Annotated in this window: 20 protein-coding genes; 4 read left to right on the plus strand and 16 right to left on the minus strand. The window is 60.8% G+C overall.

The window, feature by feature from the left end; genetic code table 11:
- Nucleotides 1-37: 37 nt before the first annotated feature.
- The 9 genes from DMO26_RS01500 to DMO26_RS01540 all read right to left on the minus strand — a co-directional run bounded on the left by DMO26_RS01500 (nt 38) and on the right by DMO26_RS01540 (nt 7,568).
- Entirely contained in the window at nt 38-328 is a 291-nt protein-coding gene (locus DMO26_RS01500; RefSeq protein WP_117190238.1) for a hypothetical protein, read from the minus strand.
- Between the two features lie 124 nt (nt 329-452).
- Nucleotides 453-1,202 (minus strand): SDR family NAD(P)-dependent oxidoreductase, encoded by a 750-nt coding sequence (locus DMO26_RS01505; RefSeq protein WP_117190239.1) that lies wholly within the window; start codon nt 1,200-1,202, stop codon nt 453-455.
- Nucleotides 1,199-2,116: a cupin domain-containing protein gene (locus DMO26_RS01510; protein WP_117190240.1), complete on the minus strand. Its 918-nt coding sequence runs from the start codon at nt 2,114-2,116 to the stop codon at nt 1,199-1,201. Before DMO26_RS01510 ends, DMO26_RS01505 begins: the two co-directional genes overlap by 4 nt.
- A 50-nt stretch (nt 2,117-2,166) precedes the next feature.
- On the minus strand, nt 2,167-3,063 hold the full coding sequence (locus DMO26_RS01515; RefSeq protein ID WP_117190241.1) for a branched-chain amino acid ABC transporter permease: 897 nt from the start codon (nt 3,061-3,063) through the stop codon (nt 2,167-2,169).
- Nucleotides 3,056-3,829 (minus strand): ABC transporter ATP-binding protein, encoded by a 774-nt coding sequence (locus DMO26_RS01520; protein WP_117190242.1) that lies wholly within the window; start codon nt 3,827-3,829, stop codon nt 3,056-3,058. Before DMO26_RS01520 ends, DMO26_RS01515 begins: the two co-directional genes overlap by 8 nt.
- 2 nt (nt 3,830-3,831) lie before the next feature.
- Nucleotides 3,832-4,818 carry a branched-chain amino acid ABC transporter permease gene (locus tag DMO26_RS01525; RefSeq protein WP_117190243.1) on the minus strand — a complete coding sequence of 329 codons (987 nt, stop codon included), beginning with the start codon at nt 4,816-4,818 and terminating at the stop codon, nt 3,832-3,834.
- Nucleotides 4,790-5,518 carry an ABC transporter ATP-binding protein gene (locus DMO26_RS01530; protein ID WP_117190244.1) on the minus strand — a complete coding sequence of 243 codons (729 nt, stop codon included), beginning with the start codon at nt 5,516-5,518 and terminating at the stop codon, nt 4,790-4,792. The genes DMO26_RS01525 and DMO26_RS01530 overlap by 29 nt, the downstream gene beginning before the upstream one ends.
- On the minus strand, nt 5,515-6,654 hold the full coding sequence (locus tag DMO26_RS01535) for an ABC transporter substrate-binding protein (RefSeq protein ID WP_117190245.1): 1,140 nt from the start codon (nt 6,652-6,654) through the stop codon (nt 5,515-5,517). Before DMO26_RS01535 ends, DMO26_RS01530 begins: the two co-directional genes overlap by 4 nt.
- A gap of 131 nt (nt 6,655-6,785) precedes the next feature.
- Nucleotides 6,786-7,568: an IclR family transcriptional regulator gene (locus tag DMO26_RS01540; RefSeq protein WP_117190246.1), complete on the minus strand. Its 783-nt coding sequence runs from the start codon at nt 7,566-7,568 to the stop codon at nt 6,786-6,788.
- Between the two features lie 453 nt (nt 7,569-8,021).
- Between DMO26_RS01540 and DMO26_RS01545 the strand changes: the two genes are divergently transcribed.
- Nucleotides 8,022-8,954, plus strand: coding sequence for a DUF6282 family protein (locus DMO26_RS01545; RefSeq protein WP_117190247.1), 933 nt, complete (start codon nt 8,022-8,024; stop codon nt 8,952-8,954).
- A gap of 186 nt (nt 8,955-9,140) precedes the next feature.
- Complete coding sequence (locus DMO26_RS01550; RefSeq protein WP_117190248.1) at nt 9,141-10,070, plus strand: BKACE family enzyme; 930 nt, start codon at nt 9,141-9,143, stop codon at nt 10,068-10,070.
- A gap of 81 nt (nt 10,071-10,151) precedes the next feature.
- On the opposite strand, the gene DMO26_RS01555 is transcribed toward DMO26_RS01550, so the two are convergent.
- Genes DMO26_RS01555 through DMO26_RS01585 form a run of 7 tightly spaced genes read right to left on the minus strand, consistent with a single transcriptional unit; the run spans nt 10,152 to nt 18,300 of the window.
- The gene (locus tag DMO26_RS01555) at nt 10,152-11,957 is read right to left on the minus strand and encodes an ABC transporter ATP-binding protein (RefSeq protein WP_117190249.1); all 1,806 of its coding nucleotides are present in this window, start codon (nt 11,955-11,957) and stop codon (nt 10,152-10,154) included.
- A gap of 3 nt (nt 11,958-11,960) precedes the next feature.
- A complete protein-coding gene (locus tag DMO26_RS01560) occupies nt 11,961-12,899 on the minus strand; it encodes an ABC transporter permease (RefSeq protein WP_205421162.1) in 939 nt (312 codons plus the stop codon).
- Complete coding sequence (locus tag DMO26_RS01565) at nt 12,899-13,873, minus strand: ABC transporter permease (RefSeq protein WP_117190250.1); 975 nt, start codon at nt 13,871-13,873, stop codon at nt 12,899-12,901. Before DMO26_RS01565 ends, DMO26_RS01560 begins: the two co-directional genes overlap by 1 nt.
- Nucleotides 13,874-13,878: 5 nt before the next feature.
- Nucleotides 13,879-14,853 carry a nucleoside hydrolase gene (locus DMO26_RS01570; RefSeq protein WP_117190251.1) on the minus strand — a complete coding sequence of 325 codons (975 nt, stop codon included), beginning with the start codon at nt 14,851-14,853 and terminating at the stop codon, nt 13,879-13,881.
- Nucleotides 14,850-15,809: a nucleoside hydrolase gene (locus DMO26_RS01575; protein WP_117190252.1), complete on the minus strand. Its 960-nt coding sequence runs from the start codon at nt 15,807-15,809 to the stop codon at nt 14,850-14,852. Before DMO26_RS01575 ends, DMO26_RS01570 begins: the two co-directional genes overlap by 4 nt.
- A 38-nt stretch (nt 15,810-15,847) precedes the next feature.
- Entirely contained in the window at nt 15,848-16,729 is an 882-nt protein-coding gene (locus DMO26_RS01580) for a dihydrodipicolinate synthase family protein (RefSeq protein WP_117190253.1), read from the minus strand.
- Between the two features lie 20 nt (nt 16,730-16,749).
- The gene (locus tag DMO26_RS01585; protein ID WP_117190254.1) at nt 16,750-18,300 is read right to left on the minus strand and encodes an ABC transporter substrate-binding protein; all 1,551 of its coding nucleotides are present in this window, start codon (nt 18,298-18,300) and stop codon (nt 16,750-16,752) included.
- Between the two features lie 131 nt (nt 18,301-18,431).
- On the opposite strand from DMO26_RS01585, the gene DMO26_RS01590 reads away from it, so the two are divergent.
- Both DMO26_RS01590 and DMO26_RS01595 read left to right on the plus strand, forming a co-directional pair.
- Nucleotides 18,432-19,352: a LysR substrate-binding domain-containing protein gene (locus tag DMO26_RS01590; protein ID WP_117190255.1), complete on the plus strand. Its 921-nt coding sequence runs from the start codon at nt 18,432-18,434 to the stop codon at nt 19,350-19,352.
- Nucleotides 19,353-19,493: 141 nt separating this feature from the next.
- A complete protein-coding gene (locus tag DMO26_RS01595; RefSeq protein WP_117190256.1) occupies nt 19,494-20,678 on the plus strand; it encodes a GGDEF domain-containing protein in 1,185 nt (394 codons plus the stop codon).
- Nucleotides 20,679-20,759: the final 81 nt, after the last annotated feature.

The following is a 20,759-nucleotide window of genomic DNA, read 5'->3' on the forward strand; positions in this document are numbered from 1 at the left end:
TCATCGGTCGATTTACCCTCGCCTCCGCTCTATGGTTTCAGGCGAGAAGGTACAGAAATATAAGCGCGAGCAGACAGACGGCGGCGATCGAGAAGACCACAGTCCTGGCCAAATCCTCCCTCACGACCGGCACGGCATGTTCGCTCAGCAGCGCGAGCGCGTCTGCCTCGGTCAATGTCGCGCCGAAGCGGAATTCGTATTCCCGCCCGTCCATGATCAAGATGACCGCGCGCCCCCGGCTCCAAAGCGCGATTTTCGCGCGTCCTGCCGCCGTTTGGAACGACGGCTCCGGCTCTTGAACGAATTCAGCGGCGCGAATGCCACACATTGCCATATATTCCTAGGCCGTCATCTCAGCGATAGTCACCAATGCCATCACTCGTTGTGACGCTGGCCGGGGAATAGAAGAGCTCGTCGCGGCCCACGTCACTGCGATGTATTCCCCGTAATGGTCACGTGACCCCGCCATCGGCGATGATGGTGCGGCCCGTGATCCAGCCGGCCTCCGGCGACGCCAGAAAGGTTACGACGCCGGCAATATCGTCCGGTTGGCCGATCCGGGCGAGAGGCGTTGCAGCCAAAATCTGGTCTCCCCTTTCGGCCAGTATCCTTGTGGTCATGTCGGTCTCGATCACGCCGGGTGCAACGGCATTGACCGTGATGCCCTTCGGCCCGACTTCCTTGCTGAAGGCATGGGTCAGCGTGGACACCGCGGCCTTGGATGCGGAATAGACCGAACTCGTCGGGATCGGCCTGAATGCCAGCGCCGAGGAGAAATTGATGATACGGCCGCCGGGCGACGGCAGGTGCCGCAGGACTGCCTCGGTCATGAGCACGGTGCCCATGACGTTGGTATCCAATATCTGCCTGACGAAGGAAGCGTCCATCTTGCCGAGCGGGCGATACGGACCGATGGCCGCGCAGTTCACCAGGATATCAATCCCGCCGAACTGCTGCACGGCGGACGCCACCAGGGCGTTGACGGCACCCGGATCGGCAACGTCGGCACGCACCGCGATGCTGTTGCGGTCCGGACCTGCCAGTTGATTCGCGAGCTTTCTCGCTGTTTCGTGATCGGATTTGTAGGCGATGACGACGCGGCTGCCGAGCGCGGCGAAGCGGCGCGCAATCGCCGCACCGATGCCCCGCGATCCACCCGTCACGAGGACGACCTTACCGTCCAGCCCTGATACCGCACTCACTTGTCCGCTCCTGGAACACCAGGCATCGGATAGTCGTCGGCGTTCAGTACCCAGCCTTGTTTCTCGGAGAAATCGAACCGGGGTGGGGAGAAGATGTCGACCAGCTGATTCACACCCGCTTCCATGGCGCGCGAGGTATGAATTGCCGGTGGCGGGATGACGGTGACCGACGGCGAGGCACACAGCGCGTGATCGTCGGCGCGCCATGCATTCAGGTTCGGCGTCCAGGGCCAGCGGATGTGGTGGGTGAAGGAACCCTCAAGCACCAGCGAGCACTGCTCGAAATCGTCGTGGTAATGCGGCGACAATTTCGTGATGTCGCGCGGTCCCCTTTCCTGCGGCAAGACGTTCACCATGAATGTGGTGCAGCGCCAGATGCGGCCGAAGCGACCCGGTTCATCCGGCACATCGAGCGAATAGCTCCGCACGCGATATCCGTCCTTCGGCGTCGGCCAGGGCTGGAAGGGCGGAATATTGGGATGGTGCGCGGCATAGGCGCCCGCATTCGCGCAGGCCGCGGCCAGATCCTCCGAGCGGGTGGAGAACATGCGGACCACGCGCCCTCCATCGGGCATTGTGACCGTGCTGTCGCCCGGCGGCACGAAAGCGATCGAATAACCGGAGACGGCTTCCGTCCGTCCGTTCCAGGCGATGGTTGCCGAAGACTTCGCGTCGGGCAGGAGCACGACATATTCGTCGGCCTGCGATTTTCTGGAGAAGGCAGCGCCCGGCATGGCTTCCGTATGCGCTATGATGAAGTTCTGCCCACGCCCGAGCCAGGTTCTGCCGTTGGCGTCGTTTTCCTGAGGTTCCATCTCATAGAACCTCAAATATTCTGCAGCGGCGAATTCCGTAGCGGCCGGCCCCGCCTTGGCGGTGGCCAGCGAGGCGCGAGGATCGGTGCTGTTGTACATGGACGATTCCTTTTTACATCTGGTCGCTGGGATACGCGCCCTGGCTACCTTCAATGTGCTTTTGCCTTGGAGCCGAAGCCGGCGAACAATCCGTTCGGGAAGAGCAGCAGGACGACGAGCAAGACGCTCAACGCCGCGACGTTCTTGAAGCCCGCGCCCAGCGCCACGATGGCCAGGGCCTGCAGCACGCCGAGCAGCAGGCCCCCCGCCAGCGCCCCGCCGGCCCGCCCGAACCCGCCGATGATCGCCGCAATGAAGCCGTTGACGCCGAACGGCGTGCCGACATTGTAGGCCGTGTACTGCGTCGGCGTGACGAGGATGCCGGCGACCGCGCCGAGCGCTGCGCTCAACGCAAATGCGACGAGCATCATGTGCGAGACCGGGATGCCGAGAAGCTGGGCCGCTTCCCTGTTCTGCGAGCAGGCGCGCAGGGCTCGTCCGGTGCGTGTGCGGGTGAAGAAGAGCCACAGGAGCAGGACCAGAAACGCCCCGCAGCCAAGGATCCAGAAGAGCTGGTAGCCGATCGCCACATCGCCGATCTTGAGCGGCCCGCCCGGGGTGAATTCCGAAAAGGTGCGCGGCCGGTCGCCTAGCGTGAGGAGTACGATGCGCTCGATCATGATCTGCGCAGCGAGCGTTGCGAGGATGATCGCAAAAAGGGTGGCGCCCCGATGCATCATCGGCCGCACGATCGCCAGTTCCATGATCATGCCGGAAATGGCGACGAGCGGAATGGTGAGGGCCACCGCGAGCACGAGCGGAATCCCGAGCTGTGCCAGGAGGACCTGGCATACCATTCCTCCCAGCATGACGAAGACGCCCTGGGCAAAGTTGACGATACCGCTGGCGTTGTAGATGACGCAGAAGCCGATGCCGACGAGGCCATAGATAAGGCCGACGCCGATCCCGTTGACGACGCTCTGCAGGAATTCGACGGCATTAGGCATCGGTCATCTCCGTTCCGCCAAGGTAGGCTGCTATGACATCCGGGTGAGCCTTGATCTCTTCCGGCGTCCCTTCGGCGATCTTCTTTCCGAAATCCAAAACGACGATGCGCTGCGCGATCTTCATCACCAGGCTCATGTCATGCTCGATGAGGATGATGGTCGTGCCTGCGCGGTGGATGCGCGTGATGACTTCCGCCAACGCCTCCGTTTCCTGCGTATTGAGACCGGCCGCCGGCTCGTCCAGCAGCAGCAGCCGCGGCTTTGCCGCCAACGCCCGCGCCACCTCGAGCAAGCGTTGGCGGCCATATGGCAGCTTGTCGGCCTGCACATCGGCCTGGTCTTCCAGCCCGACGAAGCGCAGCAGCTCACGCGCACCTTCGCAGACGGCTTTTTCCTGCCGGCGCATCCACTCGGGCCTGAACAGGGCGGAAAACACGCTGCCCCGCGTGACCCGATGGCTGCCGATCTCGACATTCTCGGCCACGGTCAGATGCTTGAAGAGCTGAACGAGCTGATAGGTCCGGACGAGGCCGGAGGACGCCACGTGATGCGCCGAGGCTCCCGTAATATCCTCTCCATCAAAATGGATCGAACCGGATGTCGGGGGAAAGAAGCCGGAGATGACGTTGAACAGCGTGGTCTTGCCGGCTCCGTTCGGGCCGATTACCGCTAAAAGCTCGCCTTCCTCGACATCGAAAGATATGGACTGATTGGCGAACAGGCCGCCGAAGCGCATCGTCTCTTCGCGAACGGAAAGGAGTGCCATGATTACGCGCCCTCCCGCGTCTGCGCGCGATCCCGTTTGAACAGGGCTGACAAGCCGGCCAGACCGCGGGGCGCGAAGATCAGGATAAAGATCAGAATGGCGGTATAGGCGATGTCCTGCATCTCCTTCAGGCCGCGCAGTGCCTCCGGCAGGACCGACACGATGACGGCGCCGATCGTCGGCCCCCACATCGTTCCGATGCCACCGAGATAGAGCATCGCGAAACTCTGCACGACCATCGTCACGCCGAACACTTCAGGGCTTATGAAGCCCACGAAATGCGCAAAGAGCGAACCCGCGGCGGACGCATAGAGGGCGCCGATGACGAAGGCGATGAGCTTGTAGCGGGCGATATCCACGCCGAGCGCGCGGGCCGCCGGCTCGCTGCCGGCGATCGATGCCAGAGCCCGTCCGAAACGCGACTGCCGCAGGCGGGCGGCCACGAATACGCCAAACAAGGCCACAACCGCCAGGGCCACCAGCTGCTGTTTCACCGTAACGAGGTCAAACCCGGCGATACCCAAAGGCGGCACGCCCGAATATCCCATATATCCCTGAGTGAGGCTCGTCCATTCGATGCTGATCTCGTAGACGATAAGACCGAGCGCGAAGGTCGCCATGGCAAGATAGTGGCCCCGAAGGCGCAGAGTGGGGTATCCGACGAAGACCGCCGCAACGCCGGAAATCGCCATCGTGAAGAGGAGCGCGAGCAGCGGCTCCCAGCCATAATCGGCGCACAGGATCGCGCTTCCATAGCCACCGATGGCTGCAAAAGCGCTCTGTCCAAACGAGGCCTGACCGGTATAACCCATGAAGAAATTGAGGCCGGTGCAGAATATCGCATAGATGAACGCGAAGCCCAGCACCGTCACGACGTAGTCGCTCGACAGGAGCCCCAAACCGGCCAGGGCCAGCACGGCGAGCGGCGGCAGCATCGACTGCCAGCGGACTCCCACGGGTTCAATGGAGATAGTAGCGTGCGAGGTCATGATGCGATTTGATCTCGTGTGTCTGGAGTTCTGCGACGATCTTGCCGAGCGATATGACGTAGACGCGCTGCGCCAGCCTGAGCGCGAGCGGGGCCTTCTGTTCGACCAGGAGAATGCCGATGCCCCGGCGGTTCAGTTCGCGGAGAGTATTGAGGATCTCGAATGCGGCACGCGGCGCGAGACCGAGCGACGGCTCGTCGAGCATGAGAAGCTGCGGCTTGGCCATCAGCGCCCGGCCGATCGCCAGCATCTGCTGCTCGCCGCCGGAGAGCGAGCCGGCCAGCTGATCGACGCGTTCCCGCAGGCGCGGGAAGAGATCGAAGACTGTCCCCATCTGCTCTTCGGTGTCTGCCGGATGCAGATAACCGCCGATGATCAGGTTTTCCCGCACGCTCATCTGCGGGAAAAGCCCCCTGCCCTCCTGCACCATGATGATGCCACGGCGTGCGAGCTTGTGGGTGGAGAGGCCGCTGATGTCCTCGCCGCGGAAAAGGACGCTGCCCTTGCTTGCCGTCAGGCGCGTGAGTGCGCGCATGAGCGTCGTCTTTCCGGCACCGTTCGGCCCGAGGATCGTCACCAGCTCGCCTTCGGCGATGTGCAGGCTGGTAGGTTTCAATGCCTGCACATGCCCGTAGCTGGCGGAGACGTCCCTTGCTTCGAGCAGAGGGACGCCTCTTGGGGAGGGCGATTCCGCGCTCATTCGGCACTCACCAGCTCGCCATTGGCGAACTTGCCGATCAAAAACGGGTTTTCCGTGATGCCGACATGCTGCTTGGCGGAAAAATTGAATACCGCGTAGGCGCCCTGATAAGCGGGAACCTTTTCGGTCGCGTCCCGGATCGCCTTGCCCTCGGTCGACTTGGCAATTTCCGCCGCCTTGGCGAGCACCATCATCGAGTCCCAGGCGCGGGCACCGTTGGTCGGATCGCGATCGGGATATTTCGGCGCCCAATATTTCAGGAAGGCATCGACGGCATCCTTCGTCGGGCCCGGCTTCAACTGCTTCGGCAACTGAACCGGTGGCGCAACGAAGAGAAAGCGGTCGCCAAGCACTTCGCCGGCCTGCTTGAAGATCGAACCGTCGTCATTGCTGGACAGGAGCAGCATCTTGTCGAGGCCGAGCTGCTTGATGTTTTTGGCGGCGGTAACGGTCGAGCCGCCCTGACCGATCTTGACGACGGCGCCGCCGCCGGCCGCATTGATCCTCCCGAGCTGAACGGTCATGTCCGCGTCGTCCGGCTTGTAGGTATCCTGCGCCACGACTTCGAGACCGAAATCCTTGGCAAGCTGTTCGCCGAGACCCTTCATCATCAGCGCATAGGGCGTCGGGTCGTACAGGATGCCGATCTTGCGAACGCTGGTCTTTTCCTTGAGGTAGCGGTAGCGGGATTCGATCTCGAATTTCGGCGGAGCAAGGAAGCTGAATGCCCACACCTGCTCCTGCTCTCGCTGGGGTAGGATCGAGCAAAGATACATCGGCAGGCTCGCCTGAACGACGAAGGACGCGGCGGCAAAATTGCCGGCCGAAACGCAACCGCTGTCGAACAGGTTGACCTTGTCGCTGGAAATCATCTTGCGATAGCCGACCACCGCGTCCTGCGGCTGCGAGTGATTGTCCTCGACGACGACTTCGATCTTCTTGCCCAGAAGACCACCGCGCTCGTTCAGCGCATCGGCTGCGACGGCAAGCCCGTCACGCCAGGCACGATCGATCACAGCGGCATAGCCGGTCAGGCCGACCGACGATCCGATCTTGAAAACATCTTCCGCCCTGACCTCGGTGGAAATGGCAGCCGCGGCCACGGCAGCCGCCATCAGCAGGCGTCGTTTATACATTCCTTCCTCCTCCCTGAAGAAACGAGATCAGATTTTGCCTTGTTCTGATCTATGAAACATTGTTTCGATAAGAAGGTTACCGATCATCCTGCCGTTGTCAAGCGCCCGCGAAATCCATTAGCGCGAAGGCGTTAGAGCCCCCCATATCCGAGCGCCTGCGAAACACGCCTGGCCGCCGCCATCGTCCGCGCCCGCTGGTCTTCGGACGGCACTTCCGCAATGAACTGCACCATATCGACGATCCCGACGGCGCCACATACTACCCCAGCCGAATCGAAGACCGGCGCAGCCAGGGTATTCAGTCCGATTCCCGTCTGATTGGGCGCCGTCGCCCAGCCCTGGACGCGAATCTTCTCAAGTTCGGCAGCCAGCACGGCAGGACTGATAATCGTGTGCGGCGTGAAGATTTCGAGTTTGCCGCGCAGCACGCGGGCGCGAAATTCCGGAGAGACGAAAGCGAGCGCCGCCTTGCCCTGCGCCGAACTGTTGAACGTCAGCAGGGAGCCGGCTCGCACGCCGATCTCGATCGGCGACCGTCCCGGAACCGTGGCCACGACCCGCATTCCGTCAGGCGTAATCTGGGATACGACGGCAGAATGCCCGAGCGCATCTCGCAATTCGAGCAACGGATCGGCAGCCACATGGGCGAGATCCAGATTGTCGCTGACCGCCCGTCCCAGGGCAACAAGGCGAGGGCCGCTCTCATAACGGTCAGAGTCCTTCGGTTGAATGATATAACCTTGCTGGACCAGGGTCTGCAGGTGGCGATGGATGCGGCTTTTCGTCGTTCCGAGCGCGAGGGCGAGGGCGGTGACGCCTACGGCGTGTCGCTCCTTCGCCAGATGCTCAATGATGCTCAAGGCAAGCTGGACAGCCTGCACCCCATCACCCGTCTTACCTTCGATCCGCGGCATTCCCGTCTCCCGTTTGATCCCATTTCCGATGAACCACCCACAATGGCGATCGCAGGATGGCGCGCCATCCTGCGGCCACGGCCACCGGGCCACGACAGTTTCGCCCTTGACAGATGCCTCGAGGGATAGTGTAGATATCTTAATAATCAGAAAGCTGTTCTGAACAGCGATACACTAAGAGGACTCCAGGCCCATGTCAACAGCACACCCCTCCGGCATTCGCCAGCGATTTGCGGGATGCGAGCCATGTGTCTCTCATGACGACCTCTGCACCTCGTCGATCAGAGCATTCCGCGGCATGCAATTCAGCCTCGTCGTCATGGATGACAGTCATGCACCCTCGACGGATGTCTATCGACAATAGACCGCTGCTCGCCCGTCCGGTCGATAACCGTGGATTTGGCGCCCGCTTGACGGAGCTCGGCCGATCGGGATCACATCAGGAGAAATGGAATGGCATCGAATACATCGACCCTTACCACCCCAGGCGATTCCCGAGACGCTGACGTCAGGGAACTTCTGAAAGGCGCGGTGGATCTACACTGCCACAGCGGTCCCGCCGCCATGCCACGCGTTCTCGATCACCGTGAAGCGATGCAGGATGCGGCGGATGCGGGCTTTCGGGCCTTGCTCTACAAAGATCATTTCTATCTCGGCACTTCCCATGCCAGGGTTCTGGAGACCATCTATCCCGATACGGGGGTCCGGTTGTTCTCCGGCGTGGCTCTCAACAACGCCAGCGGCGGCATCAATCCCTACGCCGTCGACCATGCGATCAAGATCGGCGCCAAGATCGTCTGGATGCCGACCCTCTCGGCGGCCAACCACATTCGCAAAGGACTGACAGAGGCGAAAAGCTTTCCGAAGACGTCCCAGAAAATGCTCGACCCGAGCCCGCTCAGCGTGCTCGATGCCAACGGTAAGCTGACTGACGACACCAAACAGGTTCTCAACCTGATCGCCGAGGGCGATATCATCCTTGCAGGTGGACATCTGGACGTCCCGGAACTTTTTCAGCTTTTCGAGGAGGCGAAGAAACGCGGAGTAAGGAAGATGCTCGTCAATCATCCGACCTATATCGTCGGCTGCTCGGACGAGGACATCAAGGAACTTGTCTCCATGGGCGTCCATATGGAGCACTCCATCTGCATGTTCATCGAAGGCTCCGGACATCAGTATGAACCGAGCTATCTGCAGCACCTGATCGAAGTCGCGGGCGTTGACAAGACTTGCCTGTGCTCGGACCTCGGCCTGCTTGGCGCGCCCCGCCCGATCGAAGGTTACCGGCAGATCGTCCGCGAGCTGCTGGACATGCAGTTTTCGCACGAGGACATCCGCACGCTGATCGGGGATAATTCGGCACGCCTGCTCAACCTCGCAGCCTGAGCCGCCGGGAATGGGCCGATCGGCAGTGCCGTCGCATCTACCGGCTTTCCCGTTGGCTGGAGCACGAATCTGGCAATATATTCAATAGGCTTCGTGCTGGGAGAAGGCGCCTGTTCTCCACGATGACGCACCATGGACGCGCAACGCCTGAGACCAGCAATATTTCGGGAATTTGGAGGAGACCGCATGCCTGCCCGCAAAGTCATTATAACCTGTGCCCTGACGGGATCGATTCACACCCCGTCCATGTCGCCGCATATTCCAATCACCGCCGAGGAGATTGCCGATGCCGCGATCGGCGCGGCCGAAGCGGGTGCGGCCATCGTTCATCTTCATGCCAGAAATGCCGAGGACGGACGACCCGACCAGAGCCTCGAAGCATTCGAACCGTTTCTCAAGGTCATCAAGCAGAAGGCGGACGTGGTCATCAACATCACCACCGGCGGCGCGCCGACGATGACGGTCGACGAGCGACTGAAGCCGGTTGCGGCCTTCAAGCCTGAAGTCGCCTCGCTCAACATGGGGACGATGAATTTCGGCCTATTTCCCATGCTGAACCGTTTCAATGATTTCAAATACGACTGGGAAAAACCCTACCTCGAAGGCTCCCGGGAACGGATATTCAAAAACACTTTTGCCGATATCGAAAAGATCCTGACGACCTGCGCCGACAATGGGACCCGCTTCGAAATCGAATGTTACGACATAGGCCACCTTTATACGCTTTCTCATTTCGTCGATCGCGGCCTCGTCAAGCCGCCGTTCTTCATCCAGAGCGTGTTCGGTCTGCTCGGTGGCATCGGCAGCCATCCGGAAGACGTGATGATGATGAAACGCACGGCCGACCGTCTCTTCGGCGACGCCTATAACTGGTCGGTGCTTGGCGCCGGCCGCAACCAGATGCGCATCGCGGCCATGTCGGTGGCCATGGGCGGCAATGTCCGGGTGGGTCTGGAGGATTCCCTGTGGATCGGTCCGGGGAAACTGGCCGAAAACAATGCCCAGCAGGTATCAGTCGCACGCAGCCTGATAGAAGGGCTGGGCTACGAGATTGCAACTCCCGAAGAGGCGCGCACCATGCTCCACCTCAAGGGCGGCGACCAGGTCGCGTTCTGAGGCTGCGAACATCCGGGCGCAATCGGCGTCGGTCGAACCGGAAGTGAGGCTCGACGCATCGCTCCGTCAGGGACCTTTCCGTCAGGCGACCTGGAAGAAATGGCCTTCGCCCGCCTGCCGGTAGGAGCGCTTCGGCGGCACGTAATCGACGGGCCGGAACGGGCTCCCGATCTCGTCGTTGGAAATCCGGCGCATCTGGCGGCGGGAGGGATCGGCGATCGGTACCGCCGCCATCAGGCGCTTCGTATAATCGTGCTGCGGGTTTTCGAAAACGGCCCGCCGCGGACCCATCTCGACGATCTCGCCAAGATACATCACCGCCACGCGGTGGCTGATCCGTTCCACCACCGCCATGTCGTGGCTGATGAAGAGATAACCGAGCCCGTATTTCTCCTGCAGGTCGAGCATCAGGTTGATGACCTGTGCCTTGACCGAAACATCGAGCGCGGATACCGATTCATCGGCGATGATCAGCTTCGGCTCCAGAGCAAGAGCTCGGGCTATACAGACGCGCTGCCGCTGACCACCAGAAAACTCGTGCGGGAAGCGATCCGCCATCGAAGCCGAAAGACCGACGCGCTCCAGCAATTCGGCCACCCGCTCCTTCGCTTCGGCCGCATCGGCCAGCCCGTGGATGACAATCGGCTCGGCGATCGCATCACCGATACGGATGCGCGGGTTGAGGCTTTCGAAGGGGTCCTGGAAGATCATCTGCGCTTCCCGACGTATATCAGCCAGTTGAGAACGCCCGGCCTCGAGCACGTTCTTGCCGTCGATCTCGATCGTGCCGGACTTTGCATCCGTCAGCCGGATAATGGAGCGACCGGCGGTGGACTTGCCGCAGCCGGATTCTCCGACGAGCGAAAGCGTTTCGCCCTGTCGCAATTGCAGGGAAACACCCTCGACGGCGTGAATGCGACCCACCGTCCTGCGCAGGAAACCCCTCCTGATGTCGAAGCGGGTCACCAGACCGTCGACGTTCAAGATCGGCGCGGCATCGCGCCTAACCGTATCCGCCGTGGGCCTGACGGGCTGGATGCCGCCGGTCGTCATATCGACCTGCGGAAAGCGCAGAGGCCGGTCGAGCCCGGTCATCGAGCCGAGCTGCGGCACTGCGGAAAGCAATGCGCGCGTATAGGGATGCTTAGCCCCGGCGAAGATCTGGCGTGTCGTGCCGGTTTCGACGGCTTCACCTCGATACATGACCACGGTCCGGTCGGAGATTTCCGCCACCACGCCCATGTCATGGGTGATGAAGAGGACAGACATGCCTTCCTCTTCCTGCAGTGCCTTGATCAGTTCGAGGATCTGAGCCTGGATGGTGACGTCGAGCGCGGTCGTCGGTTCGTCGGCGATCAGCAGCTTCGGATCGCAGGCAAGCGCGATGGCAATGACGACGCGCTGCCGCATGCCGCCCGAGAAGTTCATCGGATATTCGTTGAGGCGGGACTTCGCCGACGGAATGCGGACCTTTTCCAGAAGCCGCACGGCTTCCGCTTCCGCCTCAGTATGCGACATTCCACGATGCTGGACCAGGACCTCGGTGATCTGCCTGCCGATCTTCAAGACCGGATTGAGGCTCGTCATCGGTTCCTGGAAGATCATGCCGATGCGGTTTCCCCGGATGGACTGCATGGCGTCCAGCGGCAGATCGAGGAGGTTCTTTCCCTCGAAATCGACACGGCCGGTGACGCGCGAGCTGGCCGGCGGCAGAAGCCGCATGATCGACATGGCCGTGACACTCTTGCCGGAGCCAGACTCGCCGACCACGGTAACCGTCTCCTTCGGCCGGATGTCGAAGCTGACGTCGCGCACGACGTTTCGCCATTCGCCGCCGACGCGAAACGACGTATTGAGGTTGGAAATGGAAAGTATCGGATGCGCCATGGCTCAGCCTTCCCGCCGAGGATTGAGGATGTCGCGCAGGCTGTCGCCGATCAGGTTGATGGCGACGATGAGCAACAGAAGAATGAGGCCGGGGAAGAAGCTGATCCAGTAGTCGCCGGAGAGCAGGTATTCGAACCCGTTCGAGATCAGAAGACCGAGCGACGGCTCGGTGACCGGCAGGCCGATGCCGAGAAAGGAAAGCGTCGCTTCGAGCATGATCGCATAGGCGACCCGCATGGTCGCGACGACGATCAGTGGCGGCAGGCAGTTCGGCAGGATGTGCCTGAAGAGGATGCGCCGATCTGGAAGTGCCATCGAGCGGGCCGCGTCCACATAAGCACGTTTTCGCTCCACCAGCGCCGAACCACGGATCGTGCGGGCATAATAGGCCCATTGGGTCACGATCAGCGCCAGGATGATCTTGTCGACCCCCTGCCCCAGGATGGCGAGGAAGATCAGTGCGATCAGGATCGCCGGAAAGCTGAGCTGGATGTCGACGACGCGCATCAGGAAGGCATCCAGACGGCCTCCGGCATAAGCGCTCATCAGCCCGATAGAAGCCCCGATGACAAGCGCGATCGCCGCGCTGGATATACCGACCAAGATACTGGTACGCAGTCCGTAAAGGATGGCGCTCAGGAGATCGCGGCCCTGATGGTCGGTGCCGATTAGGTAAACCATCCCGTTCATGCTCTGCGACCCGGGCGGCAGGCGGCCGTCGAGGATGTCGAGCTGCGAGAGATCATAGGGGTTCTGCGGCGCGATCAAGGGCGCCAGGACAGCAGCCAGAATGAAGACCAGCACCAGCAAAATACCGACAAGCGCGAGCTTGTCGTGCAGGAGGGCGGAAATCACCTGACGGAACGGCGAGCGCGAGCGGGGGGCCCGAACGTCTGCTCCGCCGACATGTATCGAACCTGCGGTATTTGTGTCCCTGGTCATCACGAATTCCCTTCAAGACGAACACGCGGATCGACGATCGAATAGAGAATGTCGACAAGCAGATTGATGACGCTGAACATAACGACGGTGATCATCAGGTAAGCGAGGATGACGGGACGATCGAGAACGGCAATAGCGTCGATAATGAGCTTGCCCATGCCGGGCCAGGCGAAGATCGTCTCGGTGACGACGGCAAAGGCGATCAGCGAACCGAGTTCGAGGCCGATGACGGTAATCAGCGGAATGAGCGTGTTCTTCAACACGTGGACCGTCACGATCCGGCGCTCTGGCAAGCCTTTGGCGCGGGCGAAACGCACGAAGTCGAGCTGCATCGTCTCGATCACCCCGGCCCGCGTGAGGCGGATGATCAGGGAGATCTTGAACAAAGCCAGGTTCAGCGCCGGCAGGAGAAGGTGGGATAGGCCATCCAGCGTGAAGAGGCTGACGGGCACGCCGAAGACCGGCACCGTATCGCCGCGTCCGGATGCCGGCAGCCATCCCAGCTGGACGCTGAACAGCATGACCATTACGAGCCCGATCCAGAAGGTCGGCAGGCTGAAACCAAGGATCGAGAATGTCATCACCGACTTGGAGACGAGGCTCTTCGGCTTCAGGCCGGCGTAGACGCCGAGCGGAATTCCGAAGACGAGACCGATGACAAGCGCTACGAACGCGAGTTCGAGCGTCGCCGGCATGCGGTTGAGGATCAACTTCAATGCCGGCTGATTGAACACGAAGGAATTACCGAGATCACCGGACAAGGCGCGCGTCAGGAACAGCCAGTATTGTTCCCAGACGGGCTTGTCGAGTCCGAAGGAGCGGATGACTTCCAGTCGTTCAGTGGGGGTAGCCGTCGAGCTGAGGAGCACATCGACGGGATTGCCGACAAGATAAAGGCCCGCAAAGACCAACACCGACATCACCAACAGCGTCAGAACCGTCTGGATCGACCGGCTCAAAAGATAACCGCTCATAGTTTTCAACCTCTCGGCGACTTGGGATTGGGCGCAACGCTTCCATAAAGCGAGATGCGCTCGATCAGCAGATCGATGAATCCGGCTTCATCGACATCGGTAATCACCGTGGCGTTCGGCTCGCGATCCATCTTTTGGTAGAAGTCGGCATAAGTATACCCCATCGTGAGACCGGTGAGCTGTGTGCCGACGCTTGCCTTGCGGCTCGTGAAGAGATCCGGCCTGATCAGCCACGCGATCGTGGTCGCGTCATGGATCGGCCCGCCCGGCCGTCCGAAGCGGGTGATATCGCTGCGATCGAAAGTCGAGAAGAGATTGTAGAGCGCCCTGCCCGCGGCTCCGCCTCGATCGCCGAAGCTCCTGAAGTGTTCCGCCGTGAACAGCGCCTGGAAAGTCATGTCAAGCGGCATCACAACAATCGGGACGCCAGAGCGATAGACGATCTCTGCCGCATGCGGGTCTGCGAGCACGTTGAACTCGGCCCAGGGCGTGCGATGGCCGAGCGCGGTGAAGGCGCCGCCCATGGACACGATCTGACGGACGCCGCGCGCCACATCAGGGTGCTGGATGAGGGCAAGCGCCAGATTGGTCATCGGCCCGATAGCGCAGATGGTGATCGGCTCACCGGCCCCGGCCGCTTCGCGCGCAGACCTGACAATGAACCGCACTGCGTTTTCTTCCGACGGCGTGATGCCGCCGCGAGCGACGAGGTCATCGCTGAACGCGCCGATCCTCGCATATTTGCCGAACACCTGACCCCGGACCAGGGGACCGGCCGCGCCTGCGTAGACGGGTACATCGGTGCGGCCGGAGACGCCGACGACCTTGCACGCGTTCGCCACCGTATCCTGCAAGGGGACATTTCCCGCGACGACCGACAGTCCGAGCACGTCGATCTCTGGTGATGCGAGCGCCATGAGGATAGCCGCCGCGTCGTCCAAGCCGGGATCCGCATCGATGATGACCCGTTGGCGGCTCATGCGACCGCCTTTTCGGCGTAACGTGAAAGACGATCGAGGAAGAAGGCGATGATGCCTTCCGCATCGACCTTGGTCACGATATCTGCATTGGGTTCAAGGCCGCTCTTGCCGTACCAGTCGGCAATGGTCTGCCCCATGCAAAGCTCGCTCTCGTGTTCGACGAAGACGCGGGTGCGTTCGGTCGTAAACAGATGCGGCGCCAGAAGATAGGCGATCACCAGCGGATCATGCAGGGGGCCGCCGCGCGAGCCGTAGCGACGCATATCGTTGCGATCCCAGAAGGCCATGAGTTCGGCGAGCGTCTGAGAAATGCGGCCGCTGACATTCGAAAACTGTGCGACGTGCTCCGGCTTCAGCATCACCTGATGGGTGGCATCGAGTGCCAGAGCGACGATCGGAATGCCGCTCGAAAACACGACATGCGCGGCATGTGGATCGGCCAGCACGTTGAACTCGGCCGTCATTGTCCGGTTGCCCGGCTCACGATAGGCGCCGCCCATCATCACAATACGCTGGATGCCCTCAGAAATCTGTGGGTTCATCCGCAACGCCACCGCGAGATTGGTCATCGGCCCAAGGCAACAGATGGTGATCCGTTTCTGCAGGGCCGCCGCTACGGTCAACGTGTCGATCAGAAAATCGACGGCGGATTTCGGCTCGACCGTCTTTATCGGGTCCGGCAGCACCGTATTGCCAAGCCCGGCCTGGCCATGGAACTGACCATAGATCGGCTCGCGCAGCATGGGCCGGAAACAGCCGGCATGGACCGGGATATCCGTTCTTCGTCCAAGTTCGCAAACCTGCAGGGCGTTGCGCACGGTTCGTTCCAGCGGCTGGTTGCCGCAGACGGGCGTGATGCCCAGGATGTCGAGTTCCGGCGACACGAAAGCCGTGAGAAGCGCGATGGTGTCATCGATCCCCGGATCGCAGTCCACGATGATCGGTATTGAGCTCATTTCGAAACTGCCTTTGAATTGTCGGTCGGTCGCGGAGTTCAGAGCGCGCCGACGTCCCGTAGAACGGCACCGATCTCGGCGCGGGCCGCCTCGGCAAGCGGGACCTGCGGCGCTATCGGCGTACCGACCGGAAAACCCTGGAGTTCGAGCGCCATCTTGATGCAGGCGGCGATCGAATATTTCGCGAAAATCTCGTTGACGCGCCAAAGCGGACGCTGCAGCTCCATCGCCTTTGCCCAGTCGCCCGCCTTTGCTGCCTCGTAAAGGGCAATGCTCTGACGCGGCACGATGCAGGCGGGACCGGCCATCCAGCCGACCCCGCCGATCATCATCACGCAGACCGGAATATGCGCGGAGGCGGAAAAGACCTCCATCCGGCCGCGGGTCCGCTCGATGATAGAGAGAAGGCGCCCGGTATTTGTCGATGCATCCTTGATATAGCGGATATTCTCAACATGGCTCAGACGCTCGATCACCGGGAGAGTGAGATCGGAACGCTGGAACTGAGGATTGGTGTAGAGCACGACCGGGCGCCCCTGGGCAGCCTTGGCAATCGCCGTGAAATACGCTTGGACACCTTCGTCGCTCACCGGAAAATAAGCTTCGAGAATTGCCAATATGCCATCGGCTCCCGCCGCGACCATATATTCCGTCTGTGCGACGGCATCACTCACCGACGTTGACGCCACGCCGGCGACAACGGGCACCCGACCACGATTGGCCGAGATTACCGCGTCGACGACGTGACGCCGCTGCTCTTGGGAGAGATAGGCAAATTCACCGGTGCTGCCGAGGGGCGTCAAACCATGAACGCCCGCCTCGATCAGGTGATCCACAAGATCGGCGAGTACGCCTTCCATCACAGCGCCCGACGGATCGATGGGCGAGACGAGGTAAGGAAAAACACCGCTGAACGACATGATGGATCACCGCTTCCAGATCAGTTCGGCTTCACATAATAGGGAAGCGTGTAGGCATCGGAGCGGCCTTCATAGGCAAGGTCGTTTTTGACCGCCCATGTGTTGGCCAGGTAAAAGACCGGAATGACGCCGAGATCCGCCATGGCGATCTCGGTTGCCTTCTTCAGGAGGGCCTCGCGCTTGGCATCGTCGAGCATGCCGCGGGCCTCATTCAGCGCCTTGTCGAAGTCAGGATTGGAATAGCGGCCACGGTTGCCCTGTCCCGCCTTTTCCCCATAGGTTTCGAGAATGGGGCCGAGCACGCCGGAGGCTTCGCCGGTCTCGACCGCCGCACCGCCCATGATGAAGCTGAACTCCAGATTGGAGGCACGGGTGAAATAGACGCTGCCCGGCAGCGTCGCAACTTCCGTCTTGACGCCGATGCGGCTGAAGAACTGGCCGATTGCCTGTGCAATCTTGGAGTCGTTCGGGTAGCGGTCGTTGGAGGCGTGGAAAGTCAGAGAGAAGCCATCCGGATAACCGGCGTCGGCTAAAAGCTGCTTGGCCTTGTTCGGATCGTAGGCATCGATCTTGATGGCAGGATCATAACCGAAATAACCTTCCGGAACGACCTGGCCGGCCGGCACGCCCTGGCCATCCATGATGCGATCGACCAACGCTTCGCGATTGATCGAGAGCGAGAGCGCGCGGCGCACCTGCGGCTTCCGGAGCGGGTTCTTGCCATCCGGCCCCTTTGCAAAGGGTGATTCCTCGCGACCCTGGTCCATGTGAAGATACATGATGCGGTTACCGGCCACATTAACGACCTTGAGCTTGTCGGATGCCTGGAGCTTGCGGGTATCGGCGGTGGGTATGCTTTCGATCATGTCGACATCGCCGGAAAGCATGGCGGCGACACGGGCGCTGCTGTTCTTGAATACTCGGAACGTCACCTTGTCCCAGGCAGCCTTCTCACCCCAGTAGCTGTCGTTGCGGGCGACTACGACATTGTCGTCTGGCGTCCAGGAGACGAACTTGAACGGACCCGTGCCGATGACGCCCTTGCCGGAATTCATTTCTTCCGTCGTCGTCTTTTCCATCTCGGCCGGCAGAATGGCAATGCGGCTGAGATTGTTGAGCAATAGCGGCGTCGGACCGTCGGTCTTGATGCGGACGGTGAGCGGATCGGCGGCGGTGATCTCGGTAATGGCCTTCACGTAAGCGGCAAACGAGCTGGGACTATTCTTTGAAGCCAGCGGAACGCGCTTGATGCTGGCAACGACGTCCTCCGCGGTAAAGTCGCTGCCGTCATGGAACTTAACGTTCGGGCGCAGCTTGAATTCCCAGGTCGTGTCGTCGATCGTCTTCCAGGAAACGGCCAGCGCCGGCTGGATCCGCTGCTTGGCGTCCTGATTGACGAGGCCATCGAAGATGTTGCGCGCCATCGCGCTGTTTGGACCGACGACATAGAACTGCGGATCCATGGATGTGGTCGACGCCGCCAGACCGACGGTCAGGTCTTTCGCGTGAGCTGCAAACGGTACGGCAAAAACAGACGCTGCCAATGCAGCTGCTATCGTAAGGAATTTCATGATGGAGCTCCTCCGGGTTTCCAAGATCCGCACTCTCCCTGCGGTTTCAAATGCCATTAGGGCCCCTGCCGGGAAAAGAAAAATTGCATTTTGTACTCAGTTCATGCCCTAATGTTATGGGAGGCATGCGTATGCGATTGAAACCAAGGCAGGTCGAAGCGTTCAGGAGTGTGATGATGACCGGCGGCATAACCGCTGCCGCCGATGCCATGAACATCACGCAGCCTGCCGTCAGCCGCCTCATTCGCGACCTCGAAGAGATCGTCGAGATCACGCTTTTCGAGCGTATCGGTATCCGCCTCGTGCCGACGACGGAAGCGACGCAGCTCTTCCGGGAGGTCGAACGGCTCTATCTCGGTCTCGACCAGATCGCCCAGGCGGCCGACGACATCCGGCGGCACAAGAACATCGTGCTGAGGATAGCCAGCGTCACATCCCTGGTCCGACCCTATCTGCATCAGGCGATCATCGATGTCGTCGGCAGCCGGCTGGACATCCCGCTGGTGATCGACGTGGAGAACAGCCGTCATATCTGGGACATGGTCGAGAAGAACCGCTACGACCTCGGCTTTGTCTTCAGTTCGCCGCGCATGGCGGACAAGAGTGCGGTTCTGCTGCACGGCTCCAATGCGGTCGCCGCCATGGCGCCCGGCCACCGGCTGGCGTCCCGCAAAGTCATCACGCCCGCCGACCTTCTGGATGAGCGCGTTTTGATCCCGGGGCGCAATTCGCCGCTGAGGCTTGCGCTGGACCGCGCCCTTTCCAAGGAGGACCATCAGCCCGCCAGCACGATGGAAACCTCGATGCTGAACTGCTGCTACTTTGCGGCATCGGGAATGGGGATCGGCATCGTCGACCGCACAAGCCTTCACTCCGCCGGCGCCGACATCATCGCCGTTCCGTTCGAACCGAAGATAGAAGTCTCCTATTTCGCCATTCGCCCTTCCGGGGGACAGCGTATTGCCGTTCTGGACGACATCGTCAATCAAGTGAGGGCACTCATGAACACACAGGTATCAGGAGAGGACTCCGGCTCTCCATCTGCGCCTTGAAAGCATCGAACCCATGGCTCCCGGCAATCGTAAACGTGACCCGCGGGAACTCGTCTGCGGCAGACGGATAACCGACTTTAGCTGAATATTCAGCTTGCTCGGCTAATTTGTCGCCATCTTTTTCCAGTCGGAGTATCGACCGTGAGCTTTGTAACGCTTGACCAGGTCGAGGGCCAGCTCTCGCGTGGCTTTCGTCTTCTACGCTTCTCGCCTGAAATAGAAACCTTGTTTCTCAGGGAATACGCGACGGAGCGGGCGCGGCTCGTCGCGATTTGGTGCGTGATCGGTGTGCTGATTTACGACCTGGTCTATTTCTGCGACAGCGCCATGGTGCCGGACGTGCTCGCGGAACTGGTCGTCGTTCGGTTCCTGATGTTCACGCCGTTCGTGTTCAGCTGCATAGTGATGGTACGCCGCTGGCCGAACGCGCTGTTTTACGACATCCTGACGGTAACTGCTGCCGTCCTGAGCGTAACCTTGCCGATGATCGCCGCTGTAGGAAGCACCAGCCACTATCTTTTCGTCTACCAGACCTACAACTCGGCTGCCTTCTTGTACTTCGTGGTGTCGCTCCGGCCCCGCTTTCCCGCAGTGCTGATAGGGCTTGCGCTGACTTCCGCCTCGCATTTCACGACCACATATCTCACCGGTGCCTTTGATCAGGTCGCCTATTTCGGCATCATTACAGTCTATTCGATGCTGTCGATCTTTCTGGCCGTCAGCGCCTACTTCCTGGAAAAGACGGATCGGCAGAATTTCCTCAACCAATTGCGGGCCAGCCTTCTTTGCCGGCAACTTGAAGACAAAGCAGAACGTGACGAGTTGACGGGACTATTGAACCGGCGCTCGCTTACGCGGATCAGCGGCAACCTCTGGGGTGGCACGACGCGCCAAATGACAATCTCTGCCATTCTCCTCGATATCGACCATTTCAAGCGGTTCAATGACGTGCATGGCCATCTCGAAGGAGATGCCTGCATTCGTGCCGTCTCGCAATGTATCCGCGATACGGTCAGCGAAACATCGTACGTGTTCCGTTTCGGCGGAGAGGAAATGCTGGTGCTTTTGACGGGACTGGACCCGATGCAGGTGCTGGCGATGGCGGAGAGAATCCGTGCTGCGATCGAAAGGCTCCATATTCCGCACGGCGGGCTTGGCAACAGCTGGGTGACGGCAAGCCTGGGCGTCGCCTCGGCGATACCCGCGGAGATCACGCTTGAGAAATTGCTGCAAAAGGCCGACGAAGCGCTCTACGACGCAAAGCGTCTGGGCAGAAATACCGTGGCTCTCGCCAGTTTGCCGGAGCCAACTGTACGCGTAGCGTAAAAAACGCCTCCGTCGGAAGGCTCAAATCAGGATATAGTACTTCCTGGAACATGTTTCTGGTCGAATTTCTGCCTGCATCGG

The sequence above is a fragment of the Rhizobium terrae genome, from assembly GCF_003425685.1.
Classification (GTDB): domain Bacteria; phylum Pseudomonadota; class Alphaproteobacteria; order Rhizobiales; family Rhizobiaceae; genus Neorhizobium; species Neorhizobium terrae.